This window comes from Bradyrhizobium sp. Ken01, assembly GCF_055807355.1.
Window position 1 is genome coordinate 270,941 of the sequence record NZ_JBVVPC010000004.1, and the last position, 20,199, is coordinate 291,139.

Here is a 20,199-nt window from a genome sequence, read left to right on the forward strand (position 1 = left end):
TCCCATGGCTAACGTCACCCTGCGCAACGTCCGCAAGACCTACCCCGGCGGCTTCGAGGCCATCAAGGGCGTCAACGTCGATGTCGGCGACGGCCAGTTCTGCGTGCTGGTCGGTCCCTCCGGCTGCGGCAAGTCGACATTGCTGCGCATGGTCGCGGGCCTCGAGACCGTCACCGGCGGCGAGATCGACATCGGCGGCCGCATCGTCAACCAGATCGAGCCCGCCGATCGCGACATCGCGATGGTGTTCCAGAACTACGCGCTCTATCCGCATATGAGCGTCTTCAACAACATGGCCTACGGCCTGCGCAACCGCGGCATGAAGGAGGCCGAGGTCAAGAGCCGCGTCGACGAAGCCGCGCGCGTGCTCGAGCTCACATCGATGCTGGAGCGCAAGCCGCGCCAGCTCTCCGGCGGCCAGCGCCAGCGCGTCGCCATGGGCCGCGCCATCGTGCGTCAGCCCAAGGTGTTTCTGTTCGACGAGCCGCTGTCCAACCTCGACGCCAAGCTCCGCATCGCGATGCGGGTCGAGATCCGCAAATTGCAGCGCCGGCTCAACACCACGTCGATCTACGTCACCCACGACCAGCTCGAGGCGATGACGCTAGCCGACATTCTCGTCGTGATGAACGGCGGCCAGGTCGAGCAGGTCGGCAATCCGCTGGCGATCTACGAGAAGCCGGCGACGACCTTCGTCGCCTCCTTCATCGGCGCGCCGCCGATGAATCTGATGTCAATTCGCGCCGACGAGATCAAATCGCAGCTCGGCAGCACCGACGCCGGCATCCTCGGCATCCGCCCGGAAGACTTCGTCATCACCGACCAGACCCCGGCGGGCGGCGTCGCGCTCCCGCTCACCGTGGAAGCGATCGAGCGCGTCGGCGCCGAAACCTTCGTCTACGGCACGCGGGCTCAGGACGAGCAGCGCATCGCCGCCAATCCCGGCGAACTGCCGCCCGGCGAGGTCATCGTGCGCATTCCCGGCTCCGAGGCGCCGCCGATCGGCGCGAAGATCCGCGTCGCAGCGACGCGCCAAAAGCTGCATCTGTTCAGCGGCGACGGCCGGACGCGGATCGAGGCCTGACCCGGTTCCGGGGGGGGGGGGCCGTCGATTAAAAACCGCGAAAACAACCCCATGCACAGTAGAAGGGGGTTTGTTTTTGTTGAGAAAAATCGCGCCGCGATTTCGTCGTGCCGGGCCTGTCGCAGGCGTTTCGCGCCATGACGACAAGTCAGCCTTCGTGCATGGCAGAGCGGGTGAGCTGCCCATCCACAGCCCCCGGCTACGTCCTTGAACCTACACGCGGATATGCCCATATTGCTGGTCAAGGGGTGCCTGTACGGGCCCTGATGCACCAAAGTCGCTTCGAGAGGACTTTGTAAACTATGTCTCGTGTTCCCACGCTTTCCAGTCCGTTCCTGCTGGGCTTCGACGAGATCGAGCGCGTGCTCGATCGGGTCGTCAAAGGCGCCGACGGTTACCCTCCCTACAATATCGAGAGGTGCGACCGATCGGAGGGCCAGCCCGAGCGTTTGCGGATCACGCTGGCGGTCGCCGGATTCACCCGCGACCAACTCGATGTAACCATTGAGGAAAACCAGCTCGTCATTCGCGGACGGCAGCAGGACGACAAGACCCGGCAATACATCCATCGCGGCATCGCCGCGCGCCACTTCCAGCGCACTTTCGTGCTGGCGGAGGGGATGCTGGTGCTGGGTGCGGATCTGAAGAACGGATTGCTGGCGATCGATCTTGCCCGGCCGGAACCGGAGAGGATCGTTAAGACAATCGCTATCAATGAGCACGAATAATGGAACGAGTAGCGGACTCGACCGCTTAGTGTTCCAGAGGAGTCGAGACCATGAGTGAAGGTCACGTTGCGTTCGAATACGAAGCCAAGAATGTCTCGCCCGAGACGCTGGCAACCCTCGGCGAAGGCCATATCGCCTATGTGAAGCAGATCCGCTCCGAGGATGTGCCGGGCCTGTTTCCCGAAGCGCCGAAGATCGCGCCGGGCCTCAAGCTCTTCGCGCTCCACGCCGCCGACGGCACGCCGATCATGCTGACCGACAGCCGCGAAGCCGCGATCGCCAACGCCTGGAGCAACGAGCTGCAAGCGGTGAGCGTGCACTGAGCACGCGCACGTCGCACGAATAGGGTTTCAAGCGGGCATGCCTTCGCAGGAAGGCGTGCCCGTTTTGCTTTTAGCAGCCGTCGAGCCATCACTTCACAAAGCCAAGTCCTTCGCGCGCCGTGTCCACGGCCCATTTGTCGCTCAGTGGCAGCGCGAGCACGCTGTTGAAGTCCGCGCGCGCATGTTTTGGGTCGGACATCATCATGTAGAGGAGGGCACGATTGACCAGGGCGAGCTGGCTTTTGGGATCGAGCCGGATCGCCTCGTTATAGTCGGCGAGCGCGCGATCGTGCTGTCCCATGTCCCGAAACAGACCGGCGCGACTGTTGTAGGCCTCCGAATTCCCCGGCTGTAGCCGGATCACTTCGTCAAAATCGGCAAGGGCACGTTTGTCGTCGCCCTTTCCGTGCAGGACGACGCCGCGAACGAGATAGGCCTTTGCGAAAGACGGCGTAATCCTGGTAACGTCATCCAGCTCCCGGATGGTGCTGTCAGCATCGTCCTTCTTCAGAAACACCATGGCCCGGCAATAGTGGCCGCCGGCCCTTCCGGGCTCCAGACGGACTGCGCTGTCGCAGTCGTCCAGAGCCGCATCGATCTCGCCCTTGTGGGAGCGAATGGTGCTTCGCAACTCGTAGGGCCAGGCGGCGGCCGGATTGCGCTGCATCGCCTCGCTGTAGTCGGCGACGGCGTGATCGGTGTCGCCCTTCGCTGCATACGCCTCCCCTCGCATGACGAGCGCACGGTAAGCCTGCTTGGGGCTGCGTTCGATGGCCTCGGTGAAGCCTGCGATCGCGCGATCAAAATCGCCCCTGTTGAAATACTCCTCGGCGCGCGAGGTATAGGACGGCCCATAATTTGGGTCGAGGCGAATGGCCTCGTTGTAGTCGATCATGGCGTGATCGCGATCGCCTTTGGCGGAATAGGCCCGCCCGCGGCAGTGATAGGCCCGCCCGAAATTTGGATCGATCCGGATCGCGGCGCTGCAATCCTCGAAGGCGCGATTCCAGTCTCGCTTCATGTACCAGGCTTCGCCGCGCAGCTCGTAAGCGACCGCATTGGTTGCATCGGCTGCAATGACCTCGGTCTTCTCCGCGATGACGCGGTCGTTGGACGCCTCGTCGGCGCGGGCCACGGCGGTGGCGACAATGGTGACGGAGCAAAGCAGACCGAAGACCCGCCCGATCGAACCGCAAATCATCTTGCAAAATCCCCGCGCCGAAACAGTGCCGGAGACGAAATATCGCAGCGCCCGGCTGCACAATAGGTCGCAGACGGCGCTGCGTCGGTTCGAGGGAGAAGGGTTACGCCGCAGTCGCCGGCGGTAGCGCCAGCACCGAATAAATCGCCTGGGCATCGCGCGAGGCGCGGAGCTTTTTGGCGATGTCCTGGTCGCGGAGGAGACGGGCGATGCGGGCCAGTGCCTTCAAATGATCGGCGCCGGCGCCTTCGGGGGCGAGCAGCAGGAAGACGAGATCGACCGGCTGGCCATCCATCGATTCGAAATCGATCGGACGATCGAGACGGGCGAACAGGCCGAAGATCTTTTCCAGCTTGGGCAGCTTGCCGTGGGGGATGGCGACGCCGTAGCCGACCGCGGTGGTGCCGAGCTTCTCGCGTTGCAGGAGCACCTCGAACACGGAACGCTCGTTCTGCCCGGTCAGCTCGGCGGCCTTGGCCGCGAGTTCCTGAAGCGCCTGCTTCTTGCTGTTGACCTTCAATGCCGGGAGAATCGCCTCGGGCGCGACCAGATCGGTAATCGGCATGGAAGTCTTCCGAGGTGAATGAAAACGTCAGGTTCCGAATTGGCCAGCCTGGACAAAGAACCTGGGCGGGCCGACGTCGAGAAGTTCAAGCAGGAGGCGGACTTAGCTCGCCCCTGATGTGGGGGGCTTCTACTCCAACGCAATCCCGGTGCCAACTCCCGCGTGCAGCTTTGCCCCGGTCATTGTTAAGGCGGAAAGGAGCCCCGGGGCGGGGTTCCAGGGTGCCGCCCAATGGCCCCTCAGGCCTTGCCATCCGCCTTGGCCCCCGGGGGGTCGATCCAGCCGACATTGCCGTCCGCCCGGCGGTAAATGATGTTCACCCGGCCCGAGGAACCGTGCTGAAACACCAGGCAGGGCGCCCCGCTGAGGTCGAGTTCCATGACCGCTTCGCTCACGGACAGCGGCTTCAGCGAGGTGGTGGCCTCGGCGATGATGACGGGGCTGTAGCCGGTGATCTCGTCCTCGTCCTCACCTTCGCCCGGTGCCTCCAGCACGTAGCTGGTGGCATCCATGGCGGCCAGCGCCGCGGAGGCGACATGAGCCTTGCGGGCAGAGCGGTCCTTGAGCCGGCTCTTGTAGCGCTTGAGCCGCTTCTCGATCATCAGGAGCGCCTGGTCGGCACTGGCATAGGCGTCCGGCGCGTTCGAGTCGGCCTCGAGCGTGATTCCCGAATCGAGATGCAGCGCACAGTCGGTGCGGAAGCCGAAGCCGTCCTTGCTCAGCGTGATGTGGCCGGAATAATTGCCATCAAAATATTTGCGCAGGACCTCTTCGGTCCGGTCGGTGACCCGGCCGCGCAGGGCCTCGCCGACATTGACGCTCTTTCCCGAGATGCGGAGAGTCATGTGAACCTCGCTTGGTTCGTGCCTGGCCAGGATCGGGCCCGATAGCGGATCGAGAGTAGCGCGATTTGGCGCCGGCGCAATCAGGCCGGTTCGGGATTGCGGGAGCGATCGGCCATGGCGGTGGAGAGGACGTTACCAAGAGCGCTCTGCTTGTCGCGACGGCGTTGCACCGAGGAAGGAATGCGCATGGCTTCGCGGTATTTCGCGACCGTGCGGCGGGCGATATCAATGCCCGAGCCGCGCAAGCGTTCCACGATGGTGTCGTCGGACAGGATCGCGGACGGCGCCTCCGCATCGATCAGCAGCTTGATGTGGTGACGCACGGCTTCGGCCGAATGCGCTTCGCCGCCATCGGCCGAGGCGATCGAGGCCGTGAAGAAATATTTCAGCTCGAACGTGCCGCGATTGGTCGCCATGTATTTGTTGGCGGTGACGCGCGACACCGTGGATTCATGCATCTGGATGGCGTCGGCGACGGCCTTCAGATTCAGCGGTCGCAGATGCGCCACGCCATGGGTGAAGAAGCCGTCCTGCTGGCGCACGATCTCGGTTGCGACTTTCAGGATGGTGCGGGCGCGCTGGTCGAGCGCGCGCACCAGCCAGGTCGCGTTCTGAAGCGCGTCGGTGAAATAGGATTTGTCGCCGTCCTTGCCGATCTTCTTCGAGAGCTGCGAATAGTAGGTCTGGTTGACCAGCACGCGCGGCAAGGTGTCGCTGTTGAGCTCGACATGCCAGCCGCCGTCGGGACCCGGGCGGACATAGACATCGGGCACCATGGTCTGGAGCCGGGCCGAGCCGAACTTCATGCCCGGCTTGGGATTGAGCCGGCGGATCTCGCCGATCATGTCGGCGATGTCCTCGTCGTCGACGCCGCAGACTTTGCGCAAGGCTCCGATGTCGCGCTTGGCGAGGAGGTCGAGATGCTCGACCAGGGCCTGCATCGCGGGATCGTAGCGGTCGAGCTCGCGGAGCTGGATCGCCAGGCATTCGCTCAAATTGCGCGCGCAGACGCCGGGCGGATCGAATTTTTGCAGCACGGCAAGAACGTTCTCGACGTCCTGCTGCGATGCCCCCAGCCGTTCGGCGGCTTGGCCGAGATCGCCCGGCAAATAGCCAGCCTCGTCGACGAGGTCGATCAAATACTGGCCGATCATGCGCTGCGCGGCCCCGGTGAAGGCAACCGAGAGCTGCTCGGCGAGATGGTCGCCGAGCGTGGTCTCTGCGGCGACGAAGGCTTCGAGATTGTAATCCTCGTCACCGGAGGCGCCGCCGCCCCATTCGGTATAGGTGGTCGGCGCCGCATCCTGGGCGTTGCGCGCCGCCGCTTCGGCCGGTTCCTCGGAAAAGACATTGTCCAGCCCGGTGTCCATGGTCTGCTCGATCTCGGCGCGGGTGCCGAGATCCTTGCTCATCCACTCTTCCTGGCCGGGCTCGAAGGCTTCGCCCGGGCCGCCGCCGGGCTCGTCGTTGTGGCCGCCGTCGCCGTCGTTGAACTGGCCGGTCTCGGCCGGGCCCTCGCCCGGGGGCGGCTCGTCATTGGCCCGTTCCAGCAGCGGGTTACGCTCGAGTTCCTCTTCGACGAACGTCGTGAGATCGAGATTGGACAATTGCAGCAGCTTGATCGCCTGCATCAACTGCGGCGTCATGACCAGCGACTGCGACTGCCGGAACTCTAATCTCTGCGAAAGCGCCATGAAGCAAGAACCGATCCCAAAAAGTTGGTCCGATTTTTGCTTATCTTAGTCCGAGCCCGATGTACACGTCTTGACGAAATCGAAAAACGGGCTAGAGGCGGAATTCCTCGCCAAGGTAAAGGCGGCGCACGTCCGGATCGGCGACGATCTCCTCCGGGCTGCCCTCGGTCAGGATTTCACCGGCATAAACGATGTAGGCGCGATCGGTAAGGCCGAGCGTCTCGCGCACATTGTGGTCGGTGATCAGCACGCCGATGCCGCGGTTGGTGAGGTGGCGGACGAGGTCCTGGATGTCGCCGACCGCGATCGGATCGATGCCGGCAAAGGGCTCGTCGAGCAGCATGTAGTTCGGACGCGTCGCCAGCGCGCGCGCGATCTCGACGCGGCGCCGCTCACCTCCGGACAGCGCGATCGACGGCGATTTCCTTAAGCGCGTGATGTTGAACTCGTCGAGCAGCGAATCGAGCTGCTGCTCGCGCTTCTTGCGCGAGGGCTCGACCACTTCGAGCACGGCGCGGATGTTCTGTTCGACGGTGAGACCGCGGAAGATCGAGGCCTCCTGCGGCAGATAGCCGATGCCGAGGCGCGCGCGCTGATACATCGGCAGCTTGGTGACGTCGTGGCCGTCGAGCTCGATCGCGCCGCGATCCGCCTTGATCAGGCCGGTGATCATGTAGAACACGGTGGTCTTGCCGGCGCCGTTGGGGCCGAGCAGGCCGACCGCTTCACCGCGGCGCACATAGATGCTGACGCCGCGCACGACCTGCCGGCTGCCAAAACTCTTTTCCACGCTATGCACAGCCAGGAAGCCCGGGCGCTTCAAGAGCTGAGGCCCGCCGGAACCGTTGGGCCTGCCGGCAGCCCTGACCGGGTGAACCGCCTGAGCCCGAGGCGGCTCGGCCTGATAGTCGCCCTGATAGTCCCCTTGGAACTGATCGGGTGCATGCATCGGTTGGTTACGGGCGATCGGCGGCGCGTCCCTGACCGGGCTAGCCACAAGACCGCCGACGCTGTCACCGAGCGCGGTGATGTCCTGACGCGCAAATCCTGGCCGGCCGCGTTTGGCGGGGCGCCGACGGAACATGCTGAAGAGATCGACCATCCCCGCCTTCTAGCCTTTCGCGACGATCCTGCGCGGTTTTCGCGCGAACTGCCGCGCCGGCCTCAGGATTCGCCGACGCAGCATGAATGAAGGGATGTCTCATGCCCAGTGAAACACGCCCGAAAAGCGGCGAACCCCGCTTCGAAAGCCCTTCGCGCTAGATACAGTCTCGGCGCGCAAGCTTCAACCTCGGATCGGGAGTGATCAACCCAAGCATCTGAAATCATTCTTCAAATTTACTTTGACTGGCTTCAGCTCATTTGAGCTTGGTTGCGCCAGGCAATTGCAGAGGTCCCGCGCCGGGCTTGCCCGCGCCTCCGGATCCGCAATCATTGCCGCCGCCCTGCGGCAGCAGCGCCTGCACCCGGCCGCTATCGGATTCCACACGCGACACGCCCGTGGTCATGTCGACCGCCAGCCGGTCGCCGCGCAGCACGTTCTTGCACTGCGTCAAGACGACGCCCCCAAGCATGGTGATGAGGTTGGTCCGGGTGTCGAAGACGGCGGTCTCGCCCGTTACCACCTGGTCCTTCTGGGTGACGACGACATTGCCGCGCGCCTCCAGCCGCTTGATCGAGGAGTTCCCCCCCGGCCCCGGCGTCGCCGACTGCATCGGCGCACCCTTTGCCGTCTTCGCCGCAGGCTGCGGCGCGGCCGGCTTGTCGCCGCCCGAATCGTAAAACACCACCAGCGTCTTCGAAGTCATGGTGGTGTCGCCCTGGATGACCTTCACATTGCCGGAGAAGGTCGCTTCCTTCTTCTTGTCGCGCATCTCGAGCGAGGCGGCTTCGATCTGGATCGGTTGATCGCGGTTCTGCGAGAAGCCCTGCATGGCGTTGGGCACGCCTTGCATCGTGCTCTGCGCGATCGCCGCACCCGTTGCGATCAGCGCGACGCCGACAGCGAGCGCGGCCGCACCAGGGAGGACGCGCCGCTTGTCATTGTTGCGCGGAAAAAACCTGATCATGAAAATCACTTTGAATTGGCAGACTTGTTCTGAGGCGTACGTGTCTTCGCCGGCGGCGCAGGCTCGGCCGGCGCAGGCTGGGCGGCGGCGGGGTCGTCCAGCTTGTCGAGGTGCATCACCACATTGCCTTCGAAGCGGATGACGTCTCCGCCCTCCGTGATCCGCAGCCGGTCCGCGGTCAGCGTTCCGTTGGTCAGCTTGACGTCGACATGCTCGTCCGAGGAGACCGTGCCCTTGCCCATGTCGACGAAGGCCGAGTTCAGCCGCGCCTCGTAGCCGCTCGAGGTGCGCAGGAAGATGTCCTTGTGCAGGTCGAGCTGCTGCTGCTTGTTGTCGAACCGTCCGGTGCGGGCATCGAGGAACAGGGTCGATTGGTCTTCCATCAGCACCTTCGCGCGCAAATCGTGGAGATCGACATGATCGGGATCGGTGATGTCCTGGGTCGCGGTCTTGGCCCAGAGCTCGTAGGGCCGCTGGTCCGGGGTGAAACCGGACATGTGCGGCGATTCCATCGTGATCTTGGTGCCTGTCACCACGAGATTTCCGGAGTCGAGCTTCACGGGGATCTGGAACGGGTTGAAGATGGTCGAGATGAGGACGAGCAGACCCATTGCCGCGGCCACTGTCGCCGGCACCGCGACGCGCAGAATCCGCACCAGGCGGCTGTGGCGCGCCGCGCTGGCGAACTTCGCCGCAAGCGCGGCGTCGTAGGTGGGATTATGGGCCGAATTCACCTGGGCTCCTGAGGTGTCGCCCGCCTTGTCCGGCTGGCGGGCGCCCCATTGTAGCCGGCAACGCCAAAATATGCAGCCAGCGACAGGCCGTTACGAAAGTGTCTGAAACGGGGCGATGGCCCAATCCGGCGCCCCACCTGCCGCCACGGGAAACGCTAGGAATGCGCGAAAATGTCCTCTTCGGCCCAGCCCTGGAGATCGAGCAAGGCGCGGGTCGGCAGGAAGTCGAAGCAGGCTTTGGCCAGCGCGGTGCGGCCTTCCCGCACCAGCATGGCATCGAGCCGCTCGCGCAGGCCGTGCAGATGCAGCACGTCGGAGGCGGCGTAGGCGAGCTGCGGTTCGGTCAGGCTGTCGGAACCCCAATCGCTCGATTGCTGCTGCTTGGAGAGGTCGACATTGAGCACCTCGCGCACGAGGTCCTTGAGGCCATGGCGATCGGTATAGGTGCGGATCAGGCGGGAGGCGATCTTGGTGCAGTAGATCGGCCCGGTCATGACGCCAAACGTCTGGTACAGCACAGCGACGTCGAACCGCGCAAAGTGGAAGATTTTCGTGTTCGCCGGATTGGCCAAAAGGGCCTTCAGGTTCGGCGCATCGGTATGACCCTTGGGAATCTGCACCACGTCCGCGCTGCCGTCGCCGGGCGAGAGCTGCACCACGCAAAGCCGGTCGCGATGCGGGTTCAGGCCCATGGTCTCGGTGTCGATCGCCACCGCTCCGGTGTAGCGGGACAGATCGGGCAGGTCGCCGCGGTGCAGGCGTACGGTCATGGCGTTTCAAACCTCAATCGAATCGGTGCGCTTTGCAGGCTAATCCCCGGGACAGACGCTGGCGAGGGCCGGCCGCGATGTATCCGCTGGCAGCCGCCGGCGCAAGCGTCAGACGCGGCTAGTAGTTCAGGCGCACGAGCACGTCGTTGACGCCGAAGGGGCTAGCGGGCGCATCGCAAGCGCCGCGCCGCGCGAAGACGCAGGCCGGCTTGTCATCGCTCATCATTGCGCAACTTCGTGGCGAGAAATCCGCCGGCAATTCGCTGGCCAGGCTCGCCGGGCCGATGATGCGGTTGAACCCGGCCTGGTGCGTCTTCACCACAGCCGGAAGTCGCCCCTTGGCCAGCGGGTCGTCCCGATAAAAGGAATAGATCGGCTTGCGGGCCGCGAGCTGCCCACGTCCGGGCACAAACGGATAGTTGATCGCGTACAGGGCCAGCCCGCAAAATTCAGGATCGGCCTCGAGCTCCGCCATCAGCTGGGCGACGCCGATGCCGCGCATCCAGTTGTCACGCATGATGAGCGTTGCGCCCGACAGACCGAGCGAGAGCAGCAGCCAGCCGCCACACACGACGGCAAGTGCCCGGGAGCGCCATGCGCTTTGCCGACGCATCATCCGGACCCAATCGGCGGAGCCAAGTGCCGCCGCGATGATCAGCAGCGCGATCGACAGGAAAATGAACCGGTATTCCTTGTGCACGATCATGCTGTGAAACGCGACGTTCACGACAGCCGCGACGATCAGCAGGGGGGCATGTCGCCAGCCGCGCCAGAGCGCCAGCAGCATCAGCAGCGTCGTGCCCGACCATAGAATCGAAGCCTGCAGAACGTAAGCGGCCGCCGGCGCGTCACCGAATTCCGATGCGCGGTCATGCAGGAGATTTTGCTGAATATTGTAGACGAGCCACGCAAACGGCGTTGAGCCGTGGGCCAGGTCGATGGCGCCGGACAGCACCAGGACGGCGCATCCGCCCGCGACCAGGGCAATCGCGTTTCGCAGGTCGCGCCAGCACGCCGCCAACGCAAACACCGCGCAAGCCGGCACATATTGAAAGCGCCAGACACAGGCGAGAGCGAGCAATGCGCCTGCGGCGAAGAGCCGGTTTCGCGCGAGCTCGCCGGTCAGCAGATAAGCCGCCGGCAGGATCGCGGCCGTCGCCAGCGGTTCGCTCAGCGTGTGAGGCGCGTAGTAGACCAGCTCGAACCAGACCACGGCGGCAAACGCCGCAACGACGGCATGCGACCTCGAGATGCGTTCGCCGAAATGCCAGGCCGTCACGACGATCGAGAGCGAGGCAAGCCCTACCACCAGGCGAGGCACGACGAAGGCGCCCCATCCGCCCGGCGCAAGCCAGTCGCCGAGAGCGACCGGCCCTGCGAACAAGGTCGGCAGAAACCAGCTCCGGATGCCGTCGCGCCATTCCCAGGTGACGACCCCCTGATGGCCAAGCAGGCGCCAGGCCGGCTCCAGATATTGATACAGCTCGTCGACGTGAACGATGTTCGGCCAGAAGGCGAGCGGCAGCCGGACTGCCGCAGCCAGCAGCAGCAATGCGCACAGGGCGCCGTACCGCGTCGCGAAGCTCTCGGCTTTGACGGCGGGCGCGATGGCGGACAGAGCTGCGGCGCTGGTCGTCATTGTCTCTTGGCTTCGCCATCGAAACCGGATTGCGGCCTGACGTAAACGGTCACGTAAGCGCCAGTGTATTGCTCACGCCAGCCTCGTCGCTCCACCAGGAACTGCCGCAGCTGTTCGTGTGCCCTGACCCACAGCACGGCGTCGATCCGGTATTTGTCGAGCACCATATCCCACGCGGACTCGTCGATCTCCCAGCTCACCAGCTTGAAATAGTCGTGCAGCAAATCGTCCGGATAGGCGGTCGCGGCGCGGCCATCGACGAACGGGCGAACGGTGCCGTGCGTCGCGAAAATCAGGTAGCCGCCGATATTCCAATGGTTCAGGACCCGCGCATCGGCGAAATGCTTTTGCAGATGGCTGGCATCTTCGCTCGACAGCATCGTCGGAAGTGCGAGCGCCGGCGCGACACGCAAGTAAGCCAGCGGCAAGGTGCCGAGACCGACGATGCCGGCGGCCAGCAACGCTCCCCGCACGTCAACGGCGGTGAGACGCCGAGGCAGCAGGCGGCTGAGGTGAAGCGCCATCGGCGCAGTCGAGAAGATGAAGAAGAACGCGATGTACCTGAACTGATACAGTCCGAGAATCAGGAACAGCCAGGACATCAATCTCGGTTCGAGCGGGATTGGCCTGGAGTTTCTGTAGCGAAGCTCGAGCGCGACGAAGGCCAGCATGTACAGGATACCCGGAATGCTGCCGGGTATTTCAATGTTGTCGTAGTAGGACCGCCATTCGGTAATATTACCCTGAACGAAGTGCCCCATCGTCGCGGCGGCCCCGGCATAGATATTCCAGCCGAGCGGATTGACGAATGTCGCAGCAAGGCACCCGATCCCCGCGAGAGCAAGGACCCTGAGATCGGCCCAGGCCGCTCTGAGCAAGGCGGCGCCGCAGAAGACGCCGATCACGAAAAAACCGAGCAGAAAGCCGCCGTGCAGATTGGCCCACAACGCCATCAACACTGGAAGCACGAACCATCGCGTTCGTCGCAGGCATTCGCGATAGAAGACGACGCAGAACAACATCGTGCATGTATTCGGCGCGACCGCGAGATACATGTTCGGCGCAACTTCGTAAGCGGGATAGAGCAGGCAGACCAGGAAGACCGAGACGCAAACCGCGATCGCTGACGCGCCGTAGCCAAGAGAGATCGCAGTCAGGATGCCGGCGATCGCTGCGCCACAGGCCACGGTCGACAGGACGAGGCCGCCGAAGCCTGCGTATTGAAGCGTCGCACTGGCAAGCACGTCCCAGAGCCAGGACAGATTGAACCACGGCTTGTCGCCGTGGGTGAACGACCAGGGGTCCTGCAGCGGAATGGCGTTGCGTTCCCGGATCAGATCCCCGGCCGCCAGATGCCAGCCCAGATCGTAATGACCGAGCAGAAGCGGTGCGTTCAAGACGTAGAACAGGCAGATGAACGAGACCAGGAACAGATAAATTCCCGATCTCAGGAAGAACGGGCTGATCGCGTTCGCAACCCTGTCGAATGCCGGCTCGTGCCAGACCTGGTGCTGATCCACCGCTTCCCTCACGACAAAGCGAGCCCGATGGCTCCGTGCTCGCCGACGGCCGGATGCGAGCCTGCCCGCTGACTTAGGGCCAGTTTGTCTAAAGTGGGGTAAATTCGGACGGTGCAATCGATGGGGTTTGGCGGAATCGGCCCCACGGCCGGCTTCGAAAGCCTCCAAGCGGCTGTTCCGACTTGAAAATTTCAACGCCAAGAGGCAGAGCCCGTGCGTGCCTTAACCGGTCCCGCCGTCATTATTCGTCAGCGTAGCTCCTGTTCCACATTCAGGTGAACCAACGCTGGGCCTTCGATGACCAAAGTTGCATGTATCACCTATTGGTCGAAAATCTCGCAAGTCAGGTCAAGGCGCATTCAAAGGCATTGATTGGAGAGGGCGTAGCCGAAGCCGCATACCCCCTCGTTTTCCCTTCGCACTCGCCGTGCGGCCCTTCCGCCACACCCGCCGGTCTACCGTCTCGCTGAGCTTCATGCGCTCGCAGTGGTATTGTGTTCCATATTTTCGATGCGCCGAACGGAGGTCTCCAATGAAGCTTAAACTTGCCGCCGCGATGCTCGCGGCAAGCCTCCCGCTCGCATCGATGGCTTTCGCCCAAGGCACCGCGCCAGCCGACCTTGCAGTGATCGATGCCTGCCTGAAGACCGCGGAGAAAACCGGCGGTTTCGGCGCCGCGTGCGTCGGGCTCGTCGCCGACCCCTGCATCAAAGCGGCAAAGGGCGCGAATGACGACGTCGCCAAATGGAAAGTCTGCGCGGCGCGCGAACTCGCCATTTGGACGCAGAAAACCAGTGAGGCGCTAAAGAAGGTTCAGGCCGGCGGGTTCGCCGACGTGATCCAGGCGGTTAATGACTCGCAGAAAACTTTCGCCGCCTCGCGTGATCGCTTCTGCGCGGTCTTCGACAAAGTCGAGCCCGGCATGTACCCGGGCGACGCGAGCTACTGCCGCCTGCGCGAGACCGCGAACCGCTCGCTGAGCCTGATCAAGCTCGGCGCTGCGGTCAACGAGCACTGAGAGCTCTCAGGCGCTTGGGGTCATCAGCTTGGCCGACCTTTTCCCAAATAGCGAAGACGGCTTCGGCCGCGAGCGCGGTGGACGTCGTTCATAGCTCAACTAGCATCCGGGCAACGGCTGTCGGCGCGTAGCGCTTGCCTGAGCGACTGGAGCCAGCCGCCTCCAGATCGCCTGCGATCCGAGCCGACCCGACGAGCGATGTAGGCCATTCGGTACGCCATGAGCGCCGTGCCTCGGTTTTGTGTACCGGTCAGCAGCTCAAATTTCCCTGCAAAAGCGATTTCAATCGCTTGAGTAGGAGGTGGTGCCCAGGAAAGGACTCGAACCTTCACGGCCGTTAAGCCACTGGCACCTGAAGCCAGCGCGTCTACCAATTCCACCACCTGGGCATGCCGGTTAGGCACGGAGGCGGTTACTACGGTTCGGTGACGCGGTTGTCAATTCATGCTTGAACCCCGCTTCGGGATGCGGATTGCGCATCGCAAACCGGCCCGATACAAGCCTGACGAGACGCACTCTTCCCGCAGGAATGACCCTAGGAATGGATCCCATGGCATCGAATCTGGACACGCTCGTCACGGTTTTCGGCGGATCGGGGTTTTTGGGCCGGAATGTCGTCCGCGCGCTGTGCCGGCGCGACTACCGGGTCCGGGTCGCGGTGCGGCGGCCGGAGCTGGCCGGGTACCTCCAGCCCTCCGGCAAGGTCGGGCAGGTCCACACCGTGCAGGCGAATGTGCGCTATCCGGCCTCGATCGAGGCGGCGCTGCGTGATTCGCAGGTCGTGATCAATCTGGTCGGCATCCTCGCCGAGGGCGGCGCGCAGAGTTTTGACGCGGTCCAGGCCAAGGGCGCCGAGACCATCGCCAAGGCGGCCGCTGCCGCGGGGGCACAGCTGATCCATGTCTCGGCGATCGGCGCCGACGCGGAATCGCCCTCGCGCTATGCCAGAGCCAAGGCGGCCGGCGAAGCGGCGGTCCTGGCCGCGGTGCCGTCGGCGACGATCTTCCGCCCCTCCGTGATGTTCGGCCCCGAGGACCAGTTCACCAACCGCTTCGCGGCGCTGGCGCGGATGTCGCCGGTGGTGCCGCTGATCGGCGGTGAAACCAGGATGCAGCCGGTCTATGTCGGCGACGTCGCCACCGCGATCGCGGATGCCGTTGACGGCAAGGCCAAGGCGGGCGCGACCTACGAGCTCGGCGGCCCGGAAGTGCTGACCATGCGCGAGATCATCGAGGCCATTCTCGAGATTGCCGATCGCAAGCGGATGCTAATGCCGCTGCCGTTTGGCCTCGCCCGCTTCAAGGCCAACTTCCTGCAATTCGCGCCGGGCGCGCTGAAGCTGACCCCGGACCAGGTCACGCTGCTCGCGCGCGACAATGTCGTATCGGACGCGGCGAAGGCCGCAGGCCTGACGCTGGAAGGCCTCGGCATCACGCCCGACTCGCTGGAAGCGATCGCCCCGCAATATCTCTGGCGTTTCCGCGCCGCCGGGCAGTTCCAGCGCAAGAGCGCGTAACCATCTCCGCCGTCATGGCCGGGCTTGTCCCGGCATGACGAGCTCCGCGTCCGGAACGCAGCCGTTTGACGTTCGGGTTTACCGCCCCAGCGCCAGCGCGATCAGGCCGAGCGTGCCGACGATCACGCGCCACCAGGCGAACACCACGAAGCCGTGGCGGGTGACGTATTCCAGGAACGTCTTCACCACGATGATCGCGGTGACGAACGACACCACGAAGCCGATCGCGACGATGCCCATGTGGTCCATCGTCATCTCGGAGCGGTTCTTGTAGAAATCGTAGGCGAACGCGCCGATCATGGTGGGAATGGCGAGGAAGAACGAGAACTCCGCCGCCGCGCGCTTGTCCGCCCCCAGGAACATCGCCGCGACGATGCTGGCACCGGAGCGCGACACGCCCGGGATCATCGCGATGCACTGCGCGATGCCGATATAGAGATACATCAGCAGCGGAAACCGGGTGGCGTCGTGCTCGCGCGCCTTGAGATCGAGCTTGTCGACCCAGAGCAGGATGGCGCCGCCGACGATCAGCGAGAAGCACACCACCCACGGATTGAACAGCATGCTCTTGATGTACTTGCCGGCGACGAGGCCGACGACGACAGCGGGCAGGAACGCCACCAGCACGCCGATCACGAAGCGACGCGCATAGGCGTCGCCCGTGAACATGCCGATCGCGACGTCCCACAATTTCTTGAAGTACAGCACGACGATCGCGAGGATCGCGCCGAGCTGGATCAGGACCGTAAACGAATCCCAGAACGCGCCCTCGCCGAGATGGAAAAAGCGCTCCGCGAGCAGCAAATGGCCGGTCGAGGACACGGGAAGGAACTCGGTCACACCCTCGATGATGCCGAGGATCACTGCCCGTATTGCATCTGACATATTTACGGTCCATTTCGGCTGGAAAAGCGGGGCTCTTCTCGCCCATCCGCTCCCTTGCTGCAATCGCAAAATGCGGCGTCGCGCCCTTGCTTCGCGGTTTTGAATGACTAGTGTGGCGCCGCACAAAACATTGATGGATTCTTAAGCACCATCACATAGTCAAAGGCTTCATGTTTACGCTGTTTCATCATCCGTTCTGTCCGCATTCGCGGTTCATCCGCCTGATCGCGGGAGAATACGGGCTTGAGCTGAAGCTGATCGAAGAGCGCAGCTGGGAGCGGCGCGAAGCGTTTCTGCTGCTCAATGCGGCGGGCACGACGCCCGTCCTGGTGGACGACGAGCAGCCGCCGATCCCGGGCGCGGCGATCGTCGCCGAATATGTCGACGAGGCCTATGGCTCCGAGATGGGACTGAAGCGCCTGATGCCGGACACGATCGGCGAGCGCGTCGAGGTCCGCCGGCTGATGGCCTGGTTCAACGAAAAGTTCTTCGAGGAAGTCTCCCACCCGCTCGTCACCGAGCGCATCTACAAGCGCTTCATGAGCGAGGACAATGGCGGCGGCCCGCCCTCGGCCGACGTGATGCGCGCCGCCAAGGCAAATGTGCGCTATCATCTGGCCTATATCGGCTGGCTGGCCCAGACGCGTAATTTCCTCGCCGGCGACCGGCTCAGCTACGCGGATCTCGCCGCCGCGGCGCACCTCTCGGCGATCGACTATCTGGGCGACGTGCCATGGAGCGAGGACGACGCGGCAAAGGCGTGGTACGCGCGGGTGAAATCCCGCCCGTCGTTCCGTCCGCTGTTGAGCGAATGGCTGGCCGGCGTGCCGGCGTCGCGGACCTACGTGGACCTCGACTTCTGATGGTGAACGTCATGCCCGGGCTTGTCCCGGGCATCCACGTTCTTTCAGTTATGCGACGCAAGGACGTGGATGGCCGGGACGAGCCCGGCCATGACGAGCGTGGATGCATCGATGATCAAATCCAGCATCGACATTGATGAGCTTCGTACGGCGCTCGCAAACGAGGCGCGCGCGCTCGGCTTCGACTGCATCGGCATCACGGAGCCCGGCACGATCGAAAGCGCCGGAAAACATTTTCTCGAATTCATCGCATCCGGCGGCCATGGCGACATGGATTGGCTCGCCGCGCGGCCGGAGCGCCGGGTCGATCCGCGCGGGCTGTGGCAGGACGTGCGCAGCGTCATCATGCTCGGCGTCAATTACGGCCCCGACCAGGATCCGCTCGCGATCCTGCAACAGCGCACGCGCGCGGCGATCTCGGTCTATGCGCAGGGCGACGACTATCACGACCTCATCAAGAAGCGCCTGAAGGCGCTCGCACGATGGCTGGTCGCGACCGCAACTTCTGAGGTGAAGCCTTGCGAAGTGAAAGTGTTCGTCGACACCGCGGCCGTGATGGAGAAGCCGCTGGCGCAAGCCGCGCATCTGGGCTGGCAGGGCAAGCATACCAATCTGGTCTCGCGCGAATTCGGCTCATGGCTGTTTCTCGGCGCGATCTACACCACACTGGAGCTCCCGCGCGACGATGGCGAGATCGATCATTGCGGCTCGTGCCGGGCGTGCCTCGACATCTGCCCGACCGCGGCCTTCCCCGCGCCCTACAGACTCGATGCGCGGCGCTGCATCTCGTACCTCACCATCGAGAACAAGGGACCGATCCCGCGCGAATTTCGCAAAAGCATCGGCAACCGCATCTATGGCTGCGACGATTGCCTCGCCGCCTGTCCCTGGAACAAGTTCGCGCAGGAGGGCCGCGAAGCCAAGCTCGCCGCACGTGACGCTTTGCGCGCGCCAGGCCTCGCCGAGCTCGCGCGGCTTGACGACGCTGCGTTTCGTGCGCTGTTCACGAAGTCCCCGGTCAAACGCATCGGCCGCGACCGCTTTTTGCGCAACGTGCTGATCGCGATCGGCAACTCCGGCGATGCGGCACTGGCGGACGAGGCGCGGCGATTGCTGGAGGATGAGAGCGCGCTCGTGCGCGGGGCCGCGGTGTGGGCGCTGGGGCGGTTGGTGCCACGGGATGAGTTCGAGGCGATCAAGACGAATGCGATTGCTGGCGAGTCCGACAATAGCGTGCGCGAGGAGTGGCGCACCGCCTCCTAATCCTCTGCTGTCATGCTCCGCGAAAGCGGGGCATCCAGTACGCCGCGGCGTCTCGATGCAATCACAACCGCCTCGGAGTACTGGATCGTCCGCCTTCGCGGACGATGACAGCAGTTGTGTAGAGCGCAGTGCTGCGCCCCTGACATCTCGCCGCCACCCTTGATTTCCCCACGCGTTCCTTCAAGCTCGCCCATCATGACAAACATGCCTTTCTTCACCCGCGACGGCGACACATTCCATCCGACGGAAGTCGCCAACGGCCCTTGGGATCCGAAATCGCTGCACGGACGCGTCATCGTCGGCCTGCTCGGCTTCGCCATCGAGGAGCGGCATTCCGGCCCCGAACTCGTGCCGGCGCGGCTGACCGTCGACATGTTTCGGCTGCCGACTATCGACAAGCCGATCGAGGTGACGACACGGCTGGTGCGCGACGGGTTGCGCATCCGCATCGTGGAAGCAGAGTTCTTTTCCGGCGGCGTCAGCATGGCGCGCGCCTCGTGCCAGCTGTTGCGGCGAACACAGAATCCGGACGGCAATGTCTGGTCGCCGCCGAACTGGGACGTGCCGAAGCCGGCCGACATTCCCAAGCCCACCGATCCCAGGCTCGGTATGAACGGCAAATGGACCACGCGACCGATCGTCGGCCAGATGGGCTCGGTCGGGCCACGAAAACTCTGGATGAGCGAGGTGCGCGAGCTGGTCGCGGGCGTGCCGATGACGCCGTTCGTCCATGTCGCCACCAGCGCGGACTTCGCCAGTCCGTTCGCGAACGCCGGCGACAACGGGCTCGGCTACATCAACAGCGACGTCACGATCTATCTGCACCGCCTGCCGGTGACGAACTGGATCGGCTTCGAGGTGGTGAACCACCAGGCCACCGACGGTGTCGCGATCGGCGAATGCTGGCTCTATGACGAGCAGGGCCCGATCGGCACCGCCACGGTCGCGGCGCTGGCGCAGCGCAAGCCGATGGTAAATCCGTCGAAGCGGTAGGTGCGCAAGAACGACGGCTAGCCAAAATGCCGCTTCATTTCCGGCCGCGCCTTGAGCTCCGCGCCCTGCCTGGCGACGATCTTCGCGATTCTATCAGGCGCAAACTTCAGATCGACAAACGCCGGCGCGGTGTTGGCGACCTCGTGATAGCTGACGATCCTGCCGTCGCGAAGCGTCATGATTGCCACGCCCTCGAACATTGCCCGCGCGCCATTCGCCTCCGGCAAGGTCGAGCGATAGCTGAACGTGTAGCGCGCATAGAGCGTGATGCCGTTCGACACCGGGTCGTGCATGTCCCAGCGGAAGTCGGTCGCCGTGCGATAGAACCAGTCGTCGATCATCGCGGCGATCTTCTCGCGGCCGGCGAAGGCGCCATAGAACACGTCGTGATAGACGCCGTCCTCGGTGAAGAGATCCGCGAAGGCTTTTCCGTTGCGTTGTTCGACGGCGTCGCAGAAGGCACGCAGCATGGCGGTGGTGGTCATCGGC

Annotated in this window: 20 protein-coding genes and 1 tRNA gene; 8 read left to right on the top strand and 13 right to left on the bottom strand. The window is 64.0% G+C overall.

The features are described 5' to 3' along the window. The first annotated feature begins 4 nt into the window (after nt 1-4). The 3 genes from AC0L3S_RS06810 (at nt 5) to AC0L3S_RS06820 (ending at nt 2,135) form a co-directional block, all read left to right on the top strand. Complete coding sequence (locus tag AC0L3S_RS06810; RefSeq protein ID WP_473264351.1) at nt 5-1,084, top strand: sn-glycerol-3-phosphate import ATP-binding protein UgpC; 1,080 nt, start codon at nt 5-7, stop codon at nt 1,082-1,084. 302 nt (nt 1,085-1,386) lie between these two features. After that, on the top strand, nt 1,387-1,812 hold the full coding sequence (locus tag AC0L3S_RS06815; protein ID WP_007598583.1) for an Hsp20 family protein: 426 nt from the start codon (nt 1,387-1,389) through the stop codon (nt 1,810-1,812). Nucleotides 1,813-1,862: 50 nt separating this feature from the next. Further along, complete coding sequence (locus AC0L3S_RS06820; protein ID WP_007598581.1) at nt 1,863-2,135, top strand: BQ00720 family protein; 273 nt, start codon at nt 1,863-1,865, stop codon at nt 2,133-2,135. 88 nt (nt 2,136-2,223) lie between these two features. Here AC0L3S_RS06820 and AC0L3S_RS06825 read toward each other — a convergent pair whose 3' ends face one another. The 10 genes from AC0L3S_RS06825 to AC0L3S_RS06870 form a co-directional block, all read right to left on the bottom strand. Then, entirely contained in the window at nt 2,224-3,336 is a 1,113-nt protein-coding gene (locus AC0L3S_RS06825; protein WP_473278514.1) for a tetratricopeptide repeat protein, read from the bottom strand. A 103-nt stretch (nt 3,337-3,439) separates the two neighbouring features. Further along, nucleotides 3,440-3,901 carry a PTS IIA-like nitrogen regulatory protein PtsN gene (gene ptsN, locus AC0L3S_RS06830; RefSeq protein WP_027514736.1) on the bottom strand — a complete coding sequence of 154 codons (462 nt, stop codon included), beginning with the start codon at nt 3,899-3,901 and terminating at the stop codon, nt 3,440-3,442. Between the two features lie 239 nt (nt 3,902-4,140). After that, nucleotides 4,141-4,746, bottom strand: a complete 606-nt coding sequence (gene hpf / locus AC0L3S_RS06835; RefSeq protein WP_473264349.1) for a ribosome hibernation-promoting factor, HPF/YfiA family — start codon at nt 4,744-4,746, stop codon at nt 4,141-4,143. Between the two features lie 80 nt (nt 4,747-4,826). Next, a complete protein-coding gene (gene rpoN / locus AC0L3S_RS06840) occupies nt 4,827-6,440 on the bottom strand; it encodes an RNA polymerase factor sigma-54 (RefSeq protein WP_473278515.1) in 1,614 nt (537 codons plus the stop codon). Between the two features lie 91 nt (nt 6,441-6,531). Further along, nucleotides 6,532-7,542: an LPS export ABC transporter ATP-binding protein gene (gene lptB, locus AC0L3S_RS06845; protein ID WP_473264347.1), complete on the bottom strand. Its 1,011-nt coding sequence runs from the start codon at nt 7,540-7,542 to the stop codon at nt 6,532-6,534. A gap of 256 nt (nt 7,543-7,798) precedes the next feature. After that, nucleotides 7,799-8,509, bottom strand: a complete 711-nt coding sequence (locus AC0L3S_RS06850) for an LptA/OstA family protein (protein ID WP_473278516.1) — start codon at nt 8,507-8,509, stop codon at nt 7,799-7,801. Between the two features lie 5 nt (nt 8,510-8,514). Next, nucleotides 8,515-9,243, bottom strand: a complete 729-nt coding sequence (gene lptC, locus AC0L3S_RS06855) for an LPS export ABC transporter periplasmic protein LptC (RefSeq protein ID WP_473278517.1) — start codon at nt 9,241-9,243, stop codon at nt 8,515-8,517. 155 nt (nt 9,244-9,398) lie between these two features. Continuing rightward, nucleotides 9,399-10,013 (bottom strand): ribonuclease D, encoded by a 615-nt coding sequence (locus AC0L3S_RS06860; RefSeq protein ID WP_007603964.1) that lies wholly within the window; start codon nt 10,011-10,013, stop codon nt 9,399-9,401. A gap of 118 nt (nt 10,014-10,131) precedes the next feature. After that, nucleotides 10,132-11,652, bottom strand: a complete 1,521-nt coding sequence (locus AC0L3S_RS06865) for a glycosyltransferase family protein (RefSeq protein WP_473264344.1) — start codon at nt 11,650-11,652, stop codon at nt 10,132-10,134. After that, complete coding sequence (locus AC0L3S_RS06870; protein ID WP_473278518.1) at nt 11,649-13,172, bottom strand: hypothetical protein; 1,524 nt, start codon at nt 13,170-13,172, stop codon at nt 11,649-11,651. The genes AC0L3S_RS06865 and AC0L3S_RS06870 overlap by 4 nt, the downstream gene beginning before the upstream one ends. 586 nt (nt 13,173-13,758) lie before the next feature. On the opposite strand from AC0L3S_RS06870, the gene AC0L3S_RS06875 reads away from it, so the two are divergent. Further along, nucleotides 13,759-14,190, top strand: a complete 432-nt coding sequence (locus AC0L3S_RS06875; RefSeq protein WP_473278519.1) for a lysozyme inhibitor LprI family protein — start codon at nt 13,759-13,761, stop codon at nt 14,188-14,190. A 302-nt stretch (nt 14,191-14,492) separates the two neighbouring features. Here AC0L3S_RS06875 and AC0L3S_RS06880 read toward each other — a convergent pair. Further along, nucleotides 14,493-14,579, bottom strand: a tRNA-Leu gene (locus tag AC0L3S_RS06880). Between the two features lie 161 nt (nt 14,580-14,740). Between AC0L3S_RS06880 and AC0L3S_RS06885 the strand changes: the two genes are divergently transcribed. Further along, nucleotides 14,741-15,706, top strand: coding sequence for a complex I NDUFA9 subunit family protein (locus AC0L3S_RS06885; protein ID WP_473278520.1), 966 nt, complete (start codon nt 14,741-14,743; stop codon nt 15,704-15,706). A gap of 78 nt (nt 15,707-15,784) precedes the next feature. Here the strand turns inward: AC0L3S_RS06885 and AC0L3S_RS06890 are convergent, their stop codons facing one another. Continuing rightward, the gene (locus AC0L3S_RS06890; RefSeq protein WP_027566187.1) at nt 15,785-16,591 is read right to left on the bottom strand and encodes an undecaprenyl-diphosphate phosphatase; all 807 of its coding nucleotides are present in this window, start codon (nt 16,589-16,591) and stop codon (nt 15,785-15,787) included. A gap of 170 nt (nt 16,592-16,761) precedes the next feature. On the opposite strand from AC0L3S_RS06890, the gene AC0L3S_RS06895 reads away from it, so the two are divergent. The 3 genes from AC0L3S_RS06895 (at nt 16,762) to AC0L3S_RS06905 (ending at nt 19,710) form a co-directional block, all read left to right on the top strand. Beyond that, nucleotides 16,762-17,454: a glutathione S-transferase family protein gene (locus tag AC0L3S_RS06895; RefSeq protein ID WP_007598553.1), complete on the top strand. Its 693-nt coding sequence runs from the start codon at nt 16,762-16,764 to the stop codon at nt 17,452-17,454. A 111-nt stretch (nt 17,455-17,565) separates the two neighbouring features. Further along, nucleotides 17,566-18,717: a tRNA epoxyqueuosine(34) reductase QueG gene (gene queG / locus AC0L3S_RS06900; protein ID WP_473278521.1), complete on the top strand. Its 1,152-nt coding sequence runs from the start codon at nt 17,566-17,568 to the stop codon at nt 18,715-18,717. A gap of 195 nt (nt 18,718-18,912) precedes the next feature. Beyond that, nucleotides 18,913-19,710, top strand: coding sequence for an acyl-CoA thioesterase domain-containing protein (locus AC0L3S_RS06905; protein ID WP_473278522.1), 798 nt, complete (start codon nt 18,913-18,915; stop codon nt 19,708-19,710). Between the two features lie 17 nt (nt 19,711-19,727). Here AC0L3S_RS06905 and AC0L3S_RS06910 read toward each other — a convergent pair whose 3' ends face one another. Then, nucleotides 19,728-20,195 carry a nuclear transport factor 2 family protein gene (locus AC0L3S_RS06910; protein WP_473278523.1) on the bottom strand — a complete coding sequence of 156 codons (468 nt, stop codon included), beginning with the start codon at nt 20,193-20,195 and terminating at the stop codon, nt 19,728-19,730. Nucleotides 20,196-20,199: the final 4 nt, after the last annotated feature.